This window comes from Streptacidiphilus sp. PAMC 29251 (assembly GCF_054208735.2).
Genome location: NZ_CM135725.2, coordinates 8,754,033 through 8,772,565, shown reverse-complemented (window position 1 = coordinate 8,772,565; position 18,533 = coordinate 8,754,033). Strand labels below are relative to the sequence as shown.

Here is an 18,533-nt window from a genome sequence, read left to right as displayed (position 1 = left end):
GGTGGTGCTGACGCGCCGTGACGGCACTGTGCCCGAGGATCTGGTGGAACTGTTCGGACTGTCCCCCACGGCGGGTGCAGAACCGGTTCTGCTGGCCTCGCACTCCTCCGCCGGGGATCCGCAGGCCACCGGCAGCTGGCAGATCGCCGACGGGGCGGTGCTGCGCGAGGAGCACACCGCGGCGTCCGGGACCCGGCCGGCCAGCACCACCCGCTATGTCCCGCTCGCCAACGGGACGATGAGCGAGACCTGGCCGGGAACCGGAACCGTCGCGGGGCAGCAGGGCTGAGGCTGTTCGGGCCGGGCGTCGGCGAGGTCGTTCGATCGATCGATCGCCCGCGGGATCACCGCTCTTGACTACCGCTCTTCGAACGGGCGGCAGGAGTCGCGGACGGTCAGCCGGGGCAGCAGGTCCAGATGCCGGCGCGGCGCCGGGCCGGAGCCGTCCCGGCCGGGGTCCCGCTCCTCGGCCAGCCGGCGCAGCAGCAGGTCGACGGCGGATTCGCCGACCTCGCGCTTGGGCGGCGCCACCGCGCTGAGCGGGGTGTCGGCGAAGGCCGCGACCTCGTCGTCGTAGGCGATGACCGAGAGGTCCCGGGGGACCTGGACGCCGAGGTCGAGCAGGCGCTGGGTGAGCATGATCGCGTCGACGTCGTTGTGCACCACCACCGCGCTCACCCCATGGCCGTGGACCGCTTCGAACAGCTGCTTGACTGCGGTCTCGAAGCCGACCGGATTGGTCTCCAGGGAATAGGTGTCGATCACCGCGACCGGCGGCTCGCCCAGTTCCAGGGCGTCCAGCGCGGCGAGGTACCCGGCCCGGACCGAGGTCGCGGTCGGGCTGCGGTGGGCCGCCAGCGCGATCCGGCGGTGGCCCAGCTCCGCCAGCCGGCGCACCGCGAGGAAGGCCCCGTAGGCGTGGTCGGAGCAGACCCGGTCCAGCCCGGCGGCCACCGCGGTCACCGACGAGACCCGGCGCTCCACCAGCACGCACGGCACCGCCAACGCACTGAAACGGTCCGCCTGTTCGGCCACCGGGCTGTCCGGATCCCAGCTGGGGGTGAGCAGCAGGCCGTCCACCCCGTTCTCCAGCAGCCGCCCCACCTGGGCCTCGTCCTCGGACGGGCGGTAGCCGGAGATGCCCAGCACCAGCCTGGCCCCCGCCGCCGCCGCGGCGCTCTGCGCCCCGCGCACCACCTCGGCGAAGTAGTAGGCGGCGGAGGGGATCAGCATGCCCAGCACCGGCCCGGCCCGGTCTGGGTCGGCCGCCGGGCGGGCGCGGTCCACCGGCACCGGCAGATAGGCCGGGGTGCGCTCGGGCCAGGACACCGAACCGTAGACGTGGCGCAGCAGGCCCTGGGTGGCCAGGGCCGCGACATCGCGGCGCGCGGTCACCGGCGCGACCCCGAGCTCGGCGCCGAGCTCGGTGACCCGGATGCTGCCCCGCTCCTGCACCACCTCGAGGATCCGGCGGCGGCGCTGCTCGGCGGACATGGGCACGCTTTCTCCTTCGTCAGTGCTTCGTCGGGAAGCGTACCGGCGCACAGCCGCTTTGGCGATCGATTCAGATCATTTGATCTTCAGGCCTGGACGATCGATATCAGGCTCCGCCCGGACGGCACCCGATAAGGTGGGTGCATGCCGCTGGACGTCGATGCCTCCGAGCGCCTTGACGCGATCGCGAGGGCAACCATCGCGGTCGCCCGGGAGCGCGGGCCGCGGGCCGTGACCATCCGCACCGTGGCCGACCACCTCGGTGGATCGACCACGATGGTCACGCACTATGTGCACAGCCGCGCCGAACTGCTCGCCAACGCCGTCCGGTTGGCCCAGGACGTCTGGCGGGTGGACGCCGACGAGAAGCTCGGGGCGCTCACCGGCCGGGAGCGCATCCTGGAGTACGTCCACTGGTGGACCAGCAACAGCGAGGACGAGATCCTGCGGCACCTGTGGGTCGAGATGCTCTCGATGCCCGTCCCCGACTCGACCGCGCGGGACACCGCCCGCGCCGAGGCCAGGGCGGAGCACCAGCGGATCCTCGGCGTGCTGCTGGCGGACCAGGTGTCCGAGCCCGAACGCGCCGCGGACATCCTCTACCTGCTGCTGCGCGGGTACCTGATCTCCAGCGTCGAGGATCCGCAGCGCTGGCCCAGGGAGCGGGTCGCCGCGGCCACGGTCGCCGCCACCGAGCTGCTGATCGGGGCCGGCTGACCTCCGTTCAGGTCAGCCCTTGGTGTCGGGTCAGCCCTTGGTGTACTCGGCCAGGGCGTAGAAGGAGATGGCCGCCGCCGCGGCGATGTTGAGCGAGTCGATGCCGTGCGACATCGGGATCCTGACCCACTCGTCGGCGGCGCGGAGGGCCTCCGGCGAGAGCCCGTGGCCCTCGGAGCCGAGCATCACCGCGCTCTTCCTGAGCCGCTCCTCGGGCACCTCGGCCAGCGGCACGGCGTCATGGTGCGGAGTCAGCGCGAGGATGTTGTAACCCGCCTCGCGGACCTTCTCCAGATCCTGCGGCCAGGAGCTGAGAACGGCGTAGGGGACGGTGAAGACCGCCCCCATCGAGACCTTGACCGCACGCCGGTAGAGCGGGTCGGCGCAGTCCGGCGACAGCAGCACCGCGTCCACCCCGAGCGCCGCGGCGCTGCGGTAGACCGCACCGATGTTGGCGTGGTCGGTCAAACCCTCCAGCACGGCGATCCGGCTGCCGCCGCGCAGCAGCTCCTCGACCTCGGGCAGGGGCTTGCGCTGCATCGACGCGATCGCGCCCCGGTGCACGTGATAGCCGGTGACCTGCTCGGCGAGCGCCGGGGAGACCGCGTACACCGGCGCCGGGACCTCGTCGATGACATCGCGCATCACGTCGATCCACTTGGACGAGAGCAGCATCGAGCGCATCCGGTATCCGGACTGGCGGGCGCGCCGGATCACCTTCTCGCCCTCGGCGATGAACAGGCCCTCCTCGGGCTCGCGCCGGCGGCGCAGCTCGACGTCGGTCAGGGCGACAAAGTCGCGCAGACGGGGGTCCTGCGGGTCTTCGATCGTGATGAGCTCGGCCACGGTGTCGATCCTGCCCTGTCAGGCGCGGTGTGCCAAGGCGACGACATCACCGATCACGATCACGGCCGGCGGCCGGATCTGCTCCGCCTCGACCACGGCGGCGACGGTGGCGAGGGTGGCGTCCACCCGGCGCTGGGCCGCGGTGGTGCCCTCCTGCACCACGCCGACCGGGGTCTCCGGGCTGCGTCCGCCCGCGACCAGGGCGGCGGCGATGGCGCCGATCCGCTCCACCGCCATCAGCAGCACCAGCGTGCCGCGCATCCTGGCGGCGGCGTCCCAGTCGACCAGGGAGCGGGGGTCCTCGGGGGCGACATGGCCGGAGATGACGCTGAACTCATGGGTGACGCCGCGGTGGGTGACCGGGATCCCGGCGGCGGCGGGCACGCTGATGGAGCTGGAGATGCCGGGGACCACGGTGACCGGGATGCCCGCCTCGGTGCAGGCGATCAGCTCCTCCATGCCGCGGCCGAAGACATAGGGTCGCCGCCCTTGAGCCGGACCACGAACTTCCCCGCCCTGGCGTGCTCGATCAGGGCGTTGTTGATGGCCTCCTGGGCCATGAAGCGGCCGTAGGGGATCTTGGCAGCGTCGATGACCTCGACATGCGGCGGGAGCTGGTCCAGCAGCTCGCGGGGGGCGAGCCGGTCGGCCACCACCACGTCCGCCTCGGCGAGCAGCCGCCGGCCTCGGACGGTGATCAGGTCGGGGTCGCCGGGACCGCCGCCGACCAGGGCGACGCCGGGGGTGCGGCCACGGTGGTGCGCGGCGGCGAGGCTGCCGTCCCGCAGGCCGTTGACGACGGCGTCGCGCAGGCCCGCGGAGCGGCGCGGGTCGCCGGAGAGGACGGCGACGGTGGTGCCGTCCTGGCGCCCGGTGGCGGGGGTCCAGGCGGTCGCGGCGGAGGCGTCGTCGCTGCGGGCGCAGAAGGTGCGGTTCGCCTCGGCCTCGGCGGAGGCCGCGGTGTTGGCGGCCGGATCGTCGGTGGCGGCCAGGACGTACCAGGCGTCGGCGAGGTCGCCTGCGGCGTAGCGGCGGGGATGCCAGGTCAGCTCACCGGCGTCGGCCATGGCCTGGACGGCGGGAGTGGTCTCGGGGGCTATCAGGTGGACGTCGGCGCCGGCCGCGAGGAGGGCCGGGAGGCGGCGTTGGGCGACGGTGCCGCCGCCTAGGACGACGACGCGGCGGTTGGTGAGGCGGAGGCCTACCGGGTACGGCGGGGTTGCGTCGTCGGTAGGCATGCGGGTGGCTCCTGTGGTGCGTCGATGTGCGGGTGGATGGGGGGTTGCTGTTCGCGCAGTTCCCCGCGCCCCTGAGCAGTTGCGACTTACCGTCAGTTGCAACCCCTAGGGGCGCGGGGCTGTGCTTGATACAAAGCGTGCGCGAACAAGTACCACGACGGTGCCGAGCGTCAGTGCTTCTCAGTAACCCCTGCCGAGTCGAACGTAGCAACGTCATGCATGGCCCGCGCAGCGGACTGGACCAGAGGAAGGGCCAGCAGCGCACCCGTCCCCTCCCCCAGCCGCAGGTCCAGGTCGATCAACGGACGCAGCCCCAGCTTCGCGAGAGCCGCCTTGTGGCCGGGCTCAGCCGAGCGATGGCCGGCGATGCACGCCGCCAGCACCTCGGGCGCGATCGCCTTGGCCACCAGCGCCGCAGCCCCCGCGGCCACGCCGTCCAGGATGACCGGCGTACGGAGACTCGCCGCACCCAGCATGAAGCCGGCCAGGGCCGCATGCTCCAGGCCGCCCACCGCGGCGAGTACGCCGATGGGGTCGGCGGGGTCGGGGCGGTGCAGGTCGAGCGCGGTGCGGATGACCGCGACCTTGCGGGCATGGGTCTCGTCGTCGATGCCGGTGCCGCGACCGGTCACCACCGAGGGGTCCTCGCCGGTGAAGACGCAGATCAGCGCGGCGGCGGCGGTGGTGTTGGCGATCCCCATGTCACCGGTGACCAGCGCCTTGTTGCCGGCCGCGACCAGGTCGCGGGCGGTCTCGATGCCGACCTCGACCGCACGCAGGGCCTCGTCCCGGGTCATCGCCGGTTCGACGGTCATGTCGGCGGTGCCGAGCCGGATCTTGCGGGGCAGCAGCCCCGTGGTGCGGCCCGAGTCGATGGCGGGGGGCAGCTCGGTGGCCACACCGACGTCCACCACGCAGACCTCGGCGCCGACCTGGGCGGCGAAGGCGTTGACCACCGCGCCGCCGGACAGGAAGTTGGCCACCATCTGGGCGGTGACCTCCTGCGGCCAGTGGGTGACCCCCTGGGCGTGCACGCCGTGGTCCCCGGCGAAGACTGCCACGCAGGCGGGCTCGGGAATCGGCGGCGGGCACTTCCGGGACAGTCCGCACAGCTGGGCGGAGATTATCTCCAGCATGCCGAGCGAACCGGCCGGCTTGGTCATCCGCTTCTGCCGGTCCCAGGCCTCGCCGAGCGCCTTGGCGTCCAGCGGCCGGATGCCGCGCAGGGTCTCCTGCAGGACGCTGTGCGGCTCCTCGCCGGGCAGCGCGCGGCGGCCGTAGGTCTCCTCGTGGACGACCCAGGACAGCGGGCGCTTCTTGGCCCAGCCGGCCTGCGCCAGCTCGGGCTCGGTGGGGAACTCGTTGACATAGCCCACGCAGAGGTAGGCGACCACGTCCAGGTGCTCGGGCAGTCCGAGCTCGCGGATCATCTCCTGCTCGTCGAAGAAGCTGACCCAGCCGACCCCCAGGCCCTCGGCGCGGGCGGCGAGCCAGAGGTTCTCGACCGCGAGGGCCGCCGAGTACGGGGCCATCTGCGGCTGGGTGTGCCGGCCGAGGGTGTGCCGGCCGCCGCGGGTGCGGTCGGCGGTGACCACGATGTTGACCGGGGTCTCGACGATGGCCTCGATCTTCAGTTCCTTGAACTGCTTGGCCCGGCCCTTGGGAAGCGACTCGGCGTAGGCCTCGCGCTGACGCTCCGCCAGCTCGTGCATCCGGGCCCGGGTCTTCGCGGAGCGGATCACCACGAAGTCCCAGGGCTGGGAGTAGCCGACGCTGGGGGCGGTGTGGGCCGCCTCCAGCACCCGGATCAGCACCTCGTGCGGGATCGGGTCCGGGCGGAAGCCGTTGCGGATGTCGCGGCGCTCGCGCATCACCCGGTGCACGGCGTCGCGCATCTCGTCGTCGTAGGGCGGCGCGGGGTCCGTCCTGGCGGCGGGGATCTCGGCGAGGGCGGAGGCGTCCGCGTCGGCCGGGGCGTCCGTGGCGGCGGGGTTGTCCGTGACGGCGGCGGTGTCGGCGGCTTCGGTCACGGGGACGGGGACGGCGGGGATGTCCGCAACGGCGGTGGGGGATTCTGCGGCGGGCTGCACGGAGGGCTCCACGGCGGGCTGAGGTGCCGGAACCTCGACGGGTTCGGGTTCCGGTCGGGCCTGGACGTCGGCCACGGCTCTGCCGCCGTCGACGACCAGGACGCGGGGCTCGGGGGCCTCCTGCTGCACCGGTTCGGGCTGCGGCTCCACCGGCAGGGGGGTCAGCGCTGCCAGTCGGCCGGTCCCGAGGGCGGTGTGCTCGGGCGCGAACACCCGGGTCTCGTCGGCCTGCGGCTCGGGTGCCGGAAGCTCCTCGGGCACCGCGGCCTCCTCGGGCACCGGGAGCTCGTGGATCGGCGACTCCGGGGCCAGGACGACCGGGGCCGGGACGACCGGGGCCTGCTCGACCGGGGCCGGTTGGACGAGGGCCGACTGGACGGAAGCCTGCTGGTCCGCCGGGGCTTCGGCCACCGGGGCGGGCGGCTCAGGAACCGTTTCCGCACTCGGCGCGGCGGCGGGCTCCTCGGGGAGGACGAAGTGGTGCGGCGCGGGGGGCGCCATAAAGGCAGAGATCCGGCTCGATCCGGCGCCGTGCGCGCCGGCCTGCGGCTGGACCGGCGGCTGCACTGCCTGGACCGCCGGCTCGGGCTCCACTACGGCTTCGGGCTGGGGTTCGACCTCAGGCTCGGGTGCCGCGACGGGGGTGGTGACGGGAGTAGCAACGGGCGTGGCGTTCGCGCCGAGGGTGCTCTCCGGTGAGGGCATCTGCAGCGGCACGGTCGGGGTCACCGGCGGTGCGGAAGGCTGTGCGGACGGCGCCGCGACAGCCTCGGCGGGGGCCTCGGTGACGGCCTCGACCGGGGCCTCGGCCACAACTGGCACCGGCTCGGACTCACGTTCGGGCTCGGCGGTCTGCAGCAGGTCGACCGCCGCACGCGGCGCCGCTCCACCGCTGGAAGGCTGGTCCAGGTACTCGGGACCGGGGTGCTGGGCGGTGGCCGTCGACGACACCCCGTACGGCGGGGTGGGCGGGGCCGGGACCGTGAAGGGCGAGTCGCCGTGGGCGGAGGGGCCGCGGTCGGCCAGTGAGCGCACCGGGACCTGACCGGTCATCAGCGAGGGGTCCGGAATGGGCGGGCCCGCGTGCAGCGGGCGGCGCGGCGCGGCGACGACCTGCTGCGGCTGGGCCTGCTCGGCGACCGGCGGGACGGCCGCCGGCTGGACCGGCTCGGGTGCCGCGGCGGGCACGGGGGTCTCCGCGACCGGCTCGGCCGGCGGCGGGGTGAGCGTGGGCCAGGACGGCGCGATCGGCTCTCCGGCGGGCGGGGCCGGAGCGGGCGCGAAGGCCTCGGGCTGCGGCTCGGGCCGGGATTCGGACTGCGGTTCGGGCTGCGCCTCGCGCTGCACCGGCTCGCTCCAGGATCCGGTCGGACCCGGCATCAGCAGCTCGTCCTCGTCCTCCTCGTCGAGCCCGTCGGGCAGGTCGAGGAAGGTGTACGCGGGCCGGGCCGGGCCGGGCGGCGGGGTCTGGCCGGGCTGCTGGGCGCGGCCCTGCGGCGGCACCTGGTCGTAGCCCGGTGCGTCGTAGCCCGGTGCGTCATAGGCCTGTGGCTGGTAGCTCGCCGCGTCGTAGGTCGCGGGCTCATAGGTCGCTGCCTCGTAGGTCGCCGCGTCGTAGGTCGCCGCGTCGTAGGTCGCCGCGTCGTAGCCCTGCGCGTAGACCTGGTTCTGCCCCTGGGAGGCGTCGGTGCCGAAGGGATCACGGGCAGGCTGCTCGCCACCCGGGGGCGTCGCCCCGAGTGGGGTCGGCTCCGCACCGGTCGTGGCGAGCGGCGGCTCGGTCAGCCCCCTTGTCGGGACGTGGCCGGTATCGCTCATGTCACTGGCTCCTTCCAGGGCCGCGTGGCGTCCTTGGCGGCGCGATCAAGGACCGCAGCACCCATCGTTCCGGTCCTCGCCTCGCTGTGACGGACCGGCAGGCACCGGTCTGCTCCCAACAACAACGACTGAACCGGGGCAACCGGCACGATCGCCCCGGACGTACCGGCATTCTCCCGGTCCGTCCGGCCCGGATGCGAACCAGTTCGCCCACTCCGGGTGTGGCCTGCGCCACGTTCGAAGAACACGCCACCGGCTCGCGAGAACCAGGCGTCAGCCTACCGGCCAGCGGTGACAGGCTGGGCAGCAGTCTCGAACAGCGGGAATCGGCAAGGCCTCGGCAGGGCTTCCGAGCAGCCGTCGGATCAGCGGTTTCCCCAGAGCACGAACACCGGTGCGGCGGGGCGCAGCGCCTGCTCGACCAGCGGGGAGGCGTGCAGCAGCGTGCCGTCCACGGTGTAGCCGACCTCGGCGAAGACCCGGCGCACCTCCTCGACCTCGGGCAGGGTCGCGGGAAGTGCGACGACGCGTTCCGGGCGGCGGCCGAGGCAGTCGCGCAGGATCTCGCCGCCGCCGCGGACCAGGACCACGTCCGGCTCGGGGAGGTCGGCCAGCGCGGCCGGGGCGGTGCCGTGCACGGTCTGCAGTTCGACCCCGTGGCTGCGGGCGGCGGCGTCGAGCCGGACGCAGGCGTCCTCGTCCCGGTCCACGGCGATGACGGCGGCGCCGCACCTGGCCGCGTCCAGGGCGATCGCGCCGGTGCCCGCGCCGATGTCCCAGAGCAGGTCGCCGGGGCGTGGGCCGAGCCGGGCCAGGACCAGCGCCCGGACGGCGGCGGGCAGTTCGCCGTAGCCGCGGGCGCTGCCGGGTTCGCTGGCGAACGCCCAGCCCCGCTCGGGGCCCGGGTAGTCCAGCGCGCGTCCGGCCAGCCAGCCGGAGGCCGGGACCGGGTCGCGCGGGCTGCCGCCGATCACCAGGACCACATTGGGGTCGCGCCAGAGGTGGTCCGGGACCCGGTCCGAGGTGAGCACGGTGACGTCCTCGTCGGGGGTGCCGAGGGCCTCGCAGACCACGAAGGTCCGGTGCACGTCACGCATCATCAGGGCCAGCTCGGAGGGGCCCGCGCCGGGCGAGGTGAGCACGGCGACCTTGGGGTACGCGCGGCAGATGTTGACGGCCCGTCGCAGGCCGCGCCCGTGGGTGCTGACGACCTGGGCGTCGTCCCAGGGCATCCCGGCGCGGGCGAAGGCCGCCGCGACCGAGGAGACGGCCGGCAGCACCTCCAGCTCCAGGCCGTGCTCGGGCTTGCGGAGGGTCCGCACGACGCCGAAGAAGCCGGGATCGCCCTCGGCGACGACCACCGCGGCACCGCGGTGGTCGGCGACCCGGCGGGCGACGAGTTCGACGCTGCCCAGGGCCATCCGGTCGGCTCCGGCGGGGATTTTCAGGTTCTGCAACTGGTAGGTGCCGCCCGCGACCAGCGTCGCCGCGTCCAGGGCGGCCTGTGCTGTCTGCGAGAGCGGCGAACCGTCCCAACCGATCACCGTGACCCGGTCAGCCATCGAGGCTGCTCCCCCACTTTCCCTGCTGAGTCATGCTTCTGAATGATTGGAGTGACTACGCCGGGCGAGCGTATCGGGTCCGGTCACCAGTTCGGAGCCAGGCCGTCCAGGTCCTCCGGAAGCAGGCTCCACACAATCAGATCGCTGCGGCTCTGCCCCGCGGCCTCACTGCCCCGGACGATCCAGGCGTTGCGCAGCACGCCCTCGCTGATGCAGCCGATCTTCTGGGCCACCTGCTGGGCCGCGGTGTTCCCGGCGGCGGTGCGCAGCTCCAGGCGTTCGAACTTCTGGTCCTCGAACAGCCAGTGCGCCACGCCGAGCAGGGCCTCGGCGGCATAGCCCTCGCCGCGCGCCCAGGGCCCGGTGACCACGGTCGCCTCGGTGGCCCGCAGCCGCCAGTCGGTCCGGCGCAGCCGGACGCAGCCGACCAGGCGCTGGGTCAGGAACTCATGGACGGCGAGGACGATGCCCCGGCCCTGGGCCCGCTCGGCGGGGGCGCCGAGGGCGACCCAGCTGCGGGCGTCCTCGGCGGAGTAGGAGAGCGGCACGGTGGTCCAGGTGCGGACCAGCTCGTCGCCCATCATGTCGGCCAGCGCCGGCACGTCCTCCGGTTCGAACGCCCGAAGCACCAGTCGATCCGTGCTGATCGAGATCTCGGGAAAGGTGGACGTCATCACCGGGCTCCTGCCTGTCGCCGCTCCTCGGCGGGGCTGATGGAACGATCATGCTGCAGGAAGGGGGCCGCCGTCACCCCTACCACCCGGACAGACCTGTCGCCCCGGTCCCGCCGTCCAGGGACGGCCGGGGCGGGGCGACAGGTCGGTGCAGCGGTCGGGCGGGTCGGGCAGCAGGTGCGGCCGGGGTCGGGCAGCAGGTCGGGCTGGGGGTCGGGCAGCGGGTCGGGAGGCAGGTCACGCCGTCGCGGCGAGCTGCTCCACCTGCTTCTCCATGCCGATGTAGCTGAGGCGACCACTGACTTCCTCGACCTCGGTCTGCCGGTAGCCGAGGCGCTGGTACAGCCGCAGGTTGCCGAGGCTCCGGTTTCCGGTGAACAGCCGGTACGCGCGCACCGGGGAGTCGCCGGCGGCCAGCGCCTGCTCCATGCCGTGGATCAGCCGGGTGCCCAGACCGTGCCGCTGCATCCGGGGATGCACGCAGAGGCGACCTATCCGCCCCACCCCGTCGCTGTCGACCCAGCCGCGTACGCTGCCCACGACCTCGTCGCCCAGCCGGGCCACCAGGACGTGCCGCTCCTTCAACTCGGTACGCAGGCTGTCCAGCGTCTGGGTCAGGGGCTCGATGGCCCAGTCCCCGTACAGCTCTGCCTCGCTCTGGTAGCAGAGGTACTGGAGTTTGAGAATCCGCTCTGCTTCGTCCTCGGTGGCGATCGAGGTGGTCACGCTCATGCCCATGCGCGCATTCCTCCCTTTCTTGTGTACCCCGGCCGCGAGGATGAGGGGATGCGACCGGGTTGCCCTGACCGGAGGTGGGTCGGTCCCGAGCACAGAAAGCGTCGGGACCGGGCGTACGTTTAAAGCCCACTACCCAATCGGCCACCCTTCTCAACCATCGAAATCCCTGCCGTCGGATCCTTCCCTGCCGTCGAATCCCTGCCGTCGATTCCCTGGAGCAGTCGCCGCAGGCAGTCCAGGCAGCGGGACCGGGTCGGGCCGATGCTGCCGCGCGGCATCGACAGCTCCTCGGCCAGTTCGCGGTAGCTGAAGGCCGGCGACTCCAGCAGCGCGGCCAGCAGCGCCGGGCAGCGGGACGGCAGCCGGGCCACCGCGGCACGCAGCTCCCGGGCCTGCTCGGCGGCCAGGGCCAGCGGCTCGGGCCCGACTGACCACGCGTCATCGCCCCGGCCGCGCCCCGGGGCCGGTGAGTACGCCGCGTGACGGGCCTGAGCGTGGCGCGCCTCCTCGACCGTCGCGGCCTGGAACTCCTGGAGGGTCAGCGCCCTGAGCCTGGCCTCGGGCCGGGAGACCCGGGGCTCGGCCGCGGCGCGCAGCCAGACCCGCTGCTCCAGATCCTCCGGGTCCAGGCCGCGGGTGGCGGCCAAGGCGCGGAGCAGGCCGAGGAAGGCGCCGCGCAGGGCGGGGTCGGCGGCGGTCGGCGTCAATGGCTCTCCTGGGCAGGGCTCCTGAACGGTCACCCAGCAGGACGCGGCCGCCCGTGCTCCGGCTCCGCACGGCCCGCCGTACCACCCGCACGGGTGACATCCGGCGCAACACCGCCATCACTCCGCTGTAATCGGCCGATCAACAGAATGTAACCGACGCCACGTCAGTCAGCACTCCTCCAGGTAACACCGGACCGATAGCGTCAGGCAGTACCGCCCCCGATGCCCGCCGACGGAGGAATTTCAGCGTGTTCTACTGGCTGCTCAAGAAGGTGCTCATCGGCCCGCTGGTGCGCGTGCTGTTCCGCCCGCGGGTGACCGGTCTGGAGCACGTCCCGGCCGAGGGGCCCGCGATCATCGCGCCGAACCACCTGTCGTTCTGCGACTCGATCTTTGTGCCGCTGCTCGCCCCTCAGCAGGTCCACTATGTCGCCAAGGCCGAGTACTTCACCGGCAAAGGGCTCAAGGGCCGGCTGATGGCCTGGTTCTTCACCGGCGCCGGAGCCGTGCCGGTCGACCGCAGCGGCGGACGGGCCTCGGCCGCGGCGATCGACACCGGACTGCGGACGCTGCGTGAGGGGAAGCTGTTCGGCATCTATCCGGAGGGCACCCGCTCCCCCGACGGCCGGCTGCACCGCGGCCGGACCGGCGTGGCCCGGCTGGCGCTGGCCGCCGGCGTCCCGGTGGTCCCGGTCGGCGTGGTCGGCACGGATCTGGTGCAGCCCAGCGGAAAGCTGCTGTGGAAGCTCGGCCGACGCCCCGAGGTGCGCTTCGGCCCCGCCCTGGACTTCTCCCGCTACGCGGGCATGGAGGAGGACCGCTTCGTCCTCCGCGCGGTGACGGACGAGATCATGGCGGCGATCCTGGCCCTGTCGGAGCAGGAGTACGTCGACATCTACGCGACCAAGGCCAAGGCCCTGGCGAGCCGGGCCGCAGCTGCGGCAGCGTCAGCCGCCGCAGCCGAGGACCTGCCGCGGGCCGCCTGAGCCCTGGCCTGGCCGGCCGGCTGGATCCTGGCCCCGGCCGACGGGGCGTCAGCCTGAAGTCGACAGAGCGTCAGCGTGAGGCCGACGGGGCGTCAGCGTGAGGCCTCGGCCCAGTCCTGCTGGACCGCCAGATCCTCCTTGATCTCGGCGAGCTGCACCGCCACCGCGGACGGCGCGGTGCCGCCGCGGCCGTCGCGGGAGGCGATCGAGCCGTGCACGGTCAGCACCTCCCGTACCTCGGGGGTCAGCGTCGGGGAGATCTCGGCGAACTGTTCGTCCGTCAGATCCGACAGCTCAAGACCGCGCGGCTCGCAGAACTTCACGCAGGCGCCGGCCACCTCGTGCGCCACCCGGAACGGCGTCCCCTGCTTGACCAGCCACTCGGCGATGTCGGTGGCCAGTGAGAAGCCGGCCGGGGCCAGCTCCTCCAACCGCTGGTCGTGCACGGTGAGGGTGGCGATCATCCCGGTGAAGGCCGGCAGCAGTACCTCCAGGGTGTCGCAGGAGTCGAAGACGGGCTCCTTGTCCTCCTGCAGATCCCGGTTGTAGGCCAGCGGCAGTGCCTTGAGGGTGGCGAGCAGCCCGGTCAGGTTGCCGATCAGGCGGCCGGACTTGCCGCGCGCCAGCTCGGCGATGTCCGGGTTCTTCTTCTGCGGCATGATCGAGGAGCCGGTGGAGAAGGCGTCGTGCAGCGTGATGAAGCCGAACTCGCGGGTGTTCCAGATGATCACCTCCTCCGCGATGCGGGAGAGGTTGATGCCGATCATCGCGGTGACGAAGGCGAACTCCGCCACATAGTCGCGGGAGGCGGTGCCGTCGATCGAGTTGGCGGCCGAGCCGCCCTCGAAGCCCAGTTCGGCGGCGATGAACTGCGGGTCGAGCCCCAGCGAGGAGCCCGCGAGCGCGCCGGAGCCGTACGCCGAGACCGCCGTCCGGGTGTCCCACTGGCGCAGCCGCTCGGCGTCCCGGCTGAGCGCCTGGACGTGGGCGAGCACATGGTGCGCGAAGAGCACCGGCTGGGCGTGCTGCAGATGGGTCCGGCCCGGCATGGCCGTGTCCGGGTGGGCCTCGGCGAGGCCGACCAGGGCCTCCTGGAGGTCCAGGATCAGGCCGCCGATGATGCGGGCGTGGTCCCGGAGGAACAGCCGGCCCAGGGTGGCGATCTGGTCGTTGCGGGACCTGCCGGCCCGCAGCTTGCCGCCGAGGTCCGCGCCTAGGCGCTCCAGCAGACCGCGTTCGAGCGCGGTGTGGACGTCCTCGTCGGCGACGGTGCCGGTGAAGGCGCCGGACTCGACATCGGCCAGCAGGACGTCCAGGCCGTCCAGCATCAGCGCCAGTTCATCGGCGGTCAGATGGCCGGCCTTGTGCAGGACCTTGGCGTGCGCCTTGGAGCCGGCGACGTCGTAGGGGGCCAGCCGCCAGTCGAAGTGCACGGAGGCGGACAGCTTGGCCAGCGCCTCCGAGGGACCGTCGGCGAAGCGCGCGCCCCAGAGGCGCAGATTCTCGGTGCTCATGTGCGATCAGCCCTGCTGGAGGTCACGCTTGGCGGCGATCTTGGAGGACATCCCGAAGAGCTCGATGAAGCCCTTGGAGAGCGACTGGTCGAAGGTGTCGCCGGTGTCGTAGGTGGCGAGGTTGAAGTCGTACAGCGACTTCTGCGAGGCCCGGCCGTTCACGACCGCGCGGCCGCCGTGCAGGACCATCCGGATGTCGCCGGAGACGTTCTGGTTGGCCTCGTTCACAAAGCCGTCCAGCGCGCGCTTCAGCGGCGAGAACCACAGGCCGTCGTAGACCAGCTCGGCCCAGCGCTGCTCGACCTGCCGCTTGTAGCGGGCGAGTTCGCGCTCGACGGTGACGTTCTCCAGCGCCTGGTGCGCGGTGATCAGCGCGATCGCGCCGGGGGCCTCGTAGATCTCCCGGGACTTGATGCCGACCAACCGGTCCTCGACCATGTCCAGCCGTCCGACGCCCTGGGCGCCGGCCCGCTTGTTGAGCTCCTCGATGGCCTGCAGCACGGTGACCTTGCGGCCGTCGATGGCGACCGGGACGCCCGCCTCGAAGGAGATGACGACCTCGTCGGCCTCGCGCGGGTCGGCCGGGTTCTGGGTGTACTCGTAGACGTCCTCGATCGGGGCGTTCCAGATGTCCTCGAGGAAGCCGGTCTCGACGGCGCGGCCGAAGACGTTCTGGTCGATCGAGTAGGGGTTCTTCTTGGTGGTGACGATGGGGAGGTTCTTGGCCTCGGCGAAGGCGATCGCCTTGTCGCGGGTCATCGCGTAGTCGCGGACCGGGGCGACGCAGGTGAGGTCGGGGGCCAGCGAGTTGATCCCCACCTCGAACCGGACCTGGTCGTTGCCCTTGCCGGTGCAGCCGTGGGCGACGGTGCTGGCGCCGTGCTTCTTCGCGGCGGCGACCAGGTGCTTGACGATGACCGGCCGCGACAGCGCCGACACCAGCGGGTACTGCCCCTGGTAGAGCGCGTTCGCCTTCAGGGCGGGGAGGCAGTACTCGTCCGCGAACTCCTGGCGGGCGTCGGCGACCTCGGCCTCGACCGCGCCGCAGTCGAGCGCGCGCTGCCGGATGGCGTCCAGATCCTCGCCGCCCTGGCCGACGTCCACCGCCACGGCGATGACCTCGGCGCCGGTCTCCTCGGCGATCCAACCGATACAGACGGACGTGTCCAGACCGCCCGAGTAGGCAAGTACGACGCGCTCAGCCATGTCTCTCTCCCTCATCAACAGTGCTCACGCGAGACGCGGGCAACCATGCAGCGATAGGCATAATTATGCACTACTCTGCATGGAATGCCAACCGGGTCAGGGCGCGCCGGACCAGGTTGCAGCTGCAGGGGAGAACGGGAGCAGGAGAGAAGGCGAGGAGGGCGCCGGCCCGCCGGCTCAGGGCGCGGGGAACTGTCCCGGCGGGATGTCGCTGGTGCTCGCCGTGCCCCCGGCGGTGGCGTAGAGGCTGATCGTGTAGGTGGTGTACTCCACGTACGAGGAGGTGTACTTGGTGCTGAACTTCAGCGGCGTGTCGAACTTCTGGTAGGCGCAGCCGGAGGTGAAGCCCTTGTGCTTGGCGTCCCAGTCGGTGCCGGTGGAGAAGTAGACGGTGTAGCTGCCGTCCCGCATGCCCTTGACGGTGTAGCTGGCGTTCTTGCGCAGATAGACGGCCAGCGAGCGCTTGCCGCTCCGGCGCAGGGTGATCACCGCGGCGCCGCTGCCGCCGTTCTCGATGGTCAGCTTGCCGTTCCCGGTGCGGTCGGCGCTGTGCAGAACGGTGCCGTTGGCGAGGGAACGGTTCTGCTGCTTGGGGAAGGCCGGCACGGTCAGTCCGGTGGGATGGCCGCCCGCGGCCAGGTCCTTGGCCTCGGCGGCCAGCACGCTGAGGCTCGCCGCCTTCCCGGCCTCCACCGCCGGGACCGCCGCGGCGCAGGCAGTGCCGCCCTGGCCGTCCGCCCCCGAGCCCGCTGAACTCAGATCGGCGGAGACCGCCGAGAGATCCCGGGAGAGGGTGGCATTGCTGGCGCTGGTCGCGTCGGACACGGCCAGTTGGTCCACCTTGGCCGCCGCGGCGCTGGCCGCAGCGGAGGCGGCGATCAGATCGGCCCGGCTGCCGCCGGCCGCGGCCTTGGCCAGGGCCGCGGTGACCGGCTGGTCGATGGCCGCCAGCGCCGCGACATACTCACTGTCCGTCAGAGCGGTGGGCGGGGGCGAGGTGCTGGGGACCGGGGCCGCACTCGACGACGACCCGGAACCCCCACCCCCGCAGGCCGCCAGTAGTGCCGTTGCCGTGAGTACCGCCGCTCCCCGAGCAGCCGTCGGCCGGTGACCGCCATGGCTTCCCCCCTCGCCTCGCGTCCGGCCAGTATGGGAGCCGAAGCGGAGGGGCGTCAACCAGTCACCCTCAGTCGCCGCAGGACCCTCGCGGCGGGCGGCGGTTCCGCTCAGGACTGCGCCAGGTGCAGCAGATGGTCCGTCAGCGCCTGACCGCCGGAAGGATCACGGGTGATCAGCAGCACGGTGTCGTCGCCGGCAATGGTGCCGATTATCTCGTGGATGCCGGACTGGTCGATGGCGGAGGCCAGGAACTGGGCGGCACCGGGCGGGGTGCGCAGCACCACCAGATTGCCGGAGGCGGTGGCGGAGACCATCAGCTCCGAGGCGAGGCGGGCGAGCCGGCTCTCATTGGCCGACTCGCCCATCGGGGCCTGCGGGGTGCGGTCCCCGCCCTCCGCCGGGACGGCGTAGATCAGGGTGCCGTACTGGTTGCGGATCTTGACCGCGCCCAGCTCGTCCAGGTCGCGGGAGAGCGTGGCCTGGGTGACCGCGAGGCCGTCGTCCGCCAGCAGTTTGGCCAGCTGGCTCTGCGAACGGATGGGCTGACGGGTCAGCAGATCCACGATGCGCCGGTGCCGGGCTGTCCGCGTCTGCGGCAGCTGGAACAGCGGACCCGTGGGTGGAGCGGGCTGGTGGTCGGCCATGGCGGTCAGTCGGCCTCTCGTACGGATCGCAGGATGCCGGGCAGGACGGCCAGGAAGGCGTCCACGTCGCGCTCGGTGAGGATGAGCGGCGGGGCGAGACGGACCGTATCAGGGACGGCCGCGTTGACCAGGAAGCCGGCCCGCTGGGCCGCCGCCTGGACCTGGGCCGCGACCGGCTCGGTGAGCACGATGCGAGCAGCAGCCCGGCGCCCCTGACGTGGTCGACCAGGGGGTCGCCGATGGCCGTGATGCCGCTGCGGAGCCGCTCGCCGACCTTGCTGACCTGGTCCAGCAGCCCCTCCCGCTCGATGGTGTCGAGGACGGCGTTGGCGGCGGCGCAGACCACCGGGTTGCCGGAGAAGGTGCTGCCGTGGTGGCCCGGGTGCAGCAGTTCGGCGGCGTCGCCGAAGGCGATGGTGGCGCCGATCGGCAGGCCGCCGCCGAGGCCCTTGGCCAGGGTGACCACATCCGGGTCGACGTCCTGGAAGGCCTGGTGGGCGTACCAGTGGCCGGTGCGGCCGATACCGGTCTGGATCTCGTCCAGGACCAGCAGGGTGCCGGTGGCCCGGGTGATCTCCCTGGCCGCGAGCAGGTAGTCGGCGGGCGGCACGACCACGCCGTTCTCGCCCTGCAGCGGTTCCAGGATGACCAGCGCGGTCTCGGTGGTCACCGCGGCGCGCAGCGCCTCGGCATCACCGAAGGGGACGTGGGTGACGTCGCCGGGCAGCGGCCGGAACGGGTCCTGCTTGGCGGGCTGGGCGGTGAGCGAGAGCGCGCCCATGGTCCGGCCGTGGAAGCCGCCGTGGGCGGAGACCATGTGGGTGCGGCCGGTGAGCCGCCCGATCTTGAAGGCGGCCTCGTTGGCCTCGGCGCCGGAGTTGGAGAAGTAGACCCTGGCTCCGTCCCGGCCGGACAGCGCGACCAGCCGCTCGGCGAGCCGGACCGTGGGCTCGGTCAGGAAGAAGTTGGAGATGTGGCCGAGGGTGCTGATCTGCTCGGTGACCGCCGCGACGATCGCCGGATGGGCGGTGCCCAGGGCGTTGACCGCGATGCCGCCGAGGAAGTCGGTGTAGCGCTTGCCGTCGGCGTCCCAGAGGTGCACGCCCTCGCCGCGGACCAGCGGGATGCGCGGGGTGCCGAAGTTGTTCATCAGCGAGTGCTGCCACCGCTGGGTCAGCGC

Annotated in this window: 13 protein-coding genes and 2 pseudogenes; 2 read left to right on the top strand and 13 right to left on the bottom strand. The window is 72.6% G+C overall.

Annotated features, from left to right (window positions below):
* Window positions 1-357 precede the first annotated feature (357 nt).
* Window positions 358-1,494, bottom strand: a complete 1,137-nt coding sequence (locus ACXKR8_RS41560; protein WP_458275222.1) for a LacI family DNA-binding transcriptional regulator — start codon at window positions 1,492-1,494, stop codon at window positions 358-360.
* A 144-nt stretch (window positions 1,495-1,638) separates the two neighbouring features.
* Here ACXKR8_RS41560 and ACXKR8_RS41555 point away from each other — a divergent pair, with 144 nt between their 5' ends.
* On the top strand, window positions 1,639-2,211 hold the full coding sequence (locus ACXKR8_RS41555; RefSeq protein WP_458269693.1) for a TetR/AcrR family transcriptional regulator: 573 nt from the start codon (window positions 1,639-1,641) through the stop codon (window positions 2,209-2,211).
* 30 nt (window positions 2,212-2,241) lie between these two features.
* Here the strand turns inward: ACXKR8_RS41555 and ACXKR8_RS41550 are convergent, their stop codons facing one another.
* The 7 genes and pseudogenes from ACXKR8_RS41550 to ACXKR8_RS41520 form a co-directional block, all read right to left on the bottom strand.
* Entirely contained in the window at window positions 2,242-3,057 is an 816-nt protein-coding gene (locus ACXKR8_RS41550; RefSeq protein ID WP_458269692.1) for a TrmH family RNA methyltransferase, read from the bottom strand.
* A gap of 18 nt (window positions 3,058-3,075) precedes the next feature.
* Window positions 3,076-4,295, bottom strand: a pseudogene (cobA, locus tag ACXKR8_RS41545) (uroporphyrinogen-III C-methyltransferase).
* 170 nt (window positions 4,296-4,465) lie between these two features.
* On the bottom strand, window positions 4,466-8,203 hold the full coding sequence (gene cobT, locus ACXKR8_RS41540) for a nicotinate-nucleotide--dimethylbenzimidazole phosphoribosyltransferase (RefSeq protein ID WP_458269690.1): 3,738 nt from the start codon (window positions 8,201-8,203) through the stop codon (window positions 4,466-4,468).
* 365 nt (window positions 8,204-8,568) lie between these two features.
* Window positions 8,569-9,765: a precorrin-6y C5,15-methyltransferase (decarboxylating) subunit CbiE gene (gene cbiE, locus ACXKR8_RS41535; protein ID WP_458269689.1), complete on the bottom strand. Its 1,197-nt coding sequence runs from the start codon at window positions 9,763-9,765 to the stop codon at window positions 8,569-8,571.
* An 83-nt stretch (window positions 9,766-9,848) separates the two neighbouring features.
* The gene (locus tag ACXKR8_RS41530; RefSeq protein WP_458269688.1) at window positions 9,849-10,439 is read right to left on the bottom strand and encodes a GNAT family N-acetyltransferase; all 591 of its coding nucleotides are present in this window, start codon (window positions 10,437-10,439) and stop codon (window positions 9,849-9,851) included.
* A gap of 237 nt (window positions 10,440-10,676) precedes the next feature.
* The gene (locus ACXKR8_RS41525) at window positions 10,677-11,177 is read right to left on the bottom strand and encodes a GNAT family N-acetyltransferase (RefSeq protein WP_458269687.1); all 501 of its coding nucleotides are present in this window, start codon (window positions 11,175-11,177) and stop codon (window positions 10,677-10,679) included.
* A 119-nt stretch (window positions 11,178-11,296) separates the two neighbouring features.
* Window positions 11,297-11,884, bottom strand: coding sequence for an RNA polymerase sigma factor (locus ACXKR8_RS41520; RefSeq protein ID WP_458269686.1), 588 nt, complete (start codon window positions 11,882-11,884; stop codon window positions 11,297-11,299).
* A 248-nt stretch (window positions 11,885-12,132) separates the two neighbouring features.
* On the opposite strand from ACXKR8_RS41520, the gene ACXKR8_RS41515 reads away from it, so the two are divergent.
* On the top strand, window positions 12,133-12,870 hold the full coding sequence (locus tag ACXKR8_RS41515; RefSeq protein WP_458269685.1) for a lysophospholipid acyltransferase family protein: 738 nt from the start codon (window positions 12,133-12,135) through the stop codon (window positions 12,868-12,870).
* Window positions 12,871-12,962: 92 nt separating this feature from the next.
* On the opposite strand, the gene argH is transcribed toward ACXKR8_RS41515, so the two are convergent.
* From argH to ACXKR8_RS41490, 5 genes and pseudogenes are all read right to left on the bottom strand, one after another.
* Window positions 12,963-14,384 carry an argininosuccinate lyase gene (gene argH, locus ACXKR8_RS41510; RefSeq protein ID WP_458269684.1) on the bottom strand — a complete coding sequence of 474 codons (1,422 nt, stop codon included), beginning with the start codon at window positions 14,382-14,384 and terminating at the stop codon, window positions 12,963-12,965.
* A 6-nt stretch (window positions 14,385-14,390) separates the two neighbouring features.
* Window positions 14,391-15,590: an argininosuccinate synthase gene (locus tag ACXKR8_RS41505; RefSeq protein ID WP_458269683.1), complete on the bottom strand. Its 1,200-nt coding sequence runs from the start codon at window positions 15,588-15,590 to the stop codon at window positions 14,391-14,393.
* 177 nt (window positions 15,591-15,767) lie between these two features.
* The gene (locus ACXKR8_RS41500; RefSeq protein ID WP_462100055.1) at window positions 15,768-16,766 is read right to left on the bottom strand and encodes a hypothetical protein; all 999 of its coding nucleotides are present in this window, start codon (window positions 16,764-16,766) and stop codon (window positions 15,768-15,770) included.
* A 50-nt stretch (window positions 16,767-16,816) separates the two neighbouring features.
* Complete coding sequence (locus ACXKR8_RS41495) at window positions 16,817-17,353, bottom strand: arginine repressor (RefSeq protein ID WP_380500999.1); 537 nt, start codon at window positions 17,351-17,353, stop codon at window positions 16,817-16,819.
* Window positions 17,354-17,358: 5 nt separating this feature from the next.
* Window positions 17,359-18,503: pseudogene (locus ACXKR8_RS41490) on the bottom strand (acetylornithine transaminase).
* Between the last annotated feature and the right edge of the window lie 30 nt (window positions 18,504-18,533).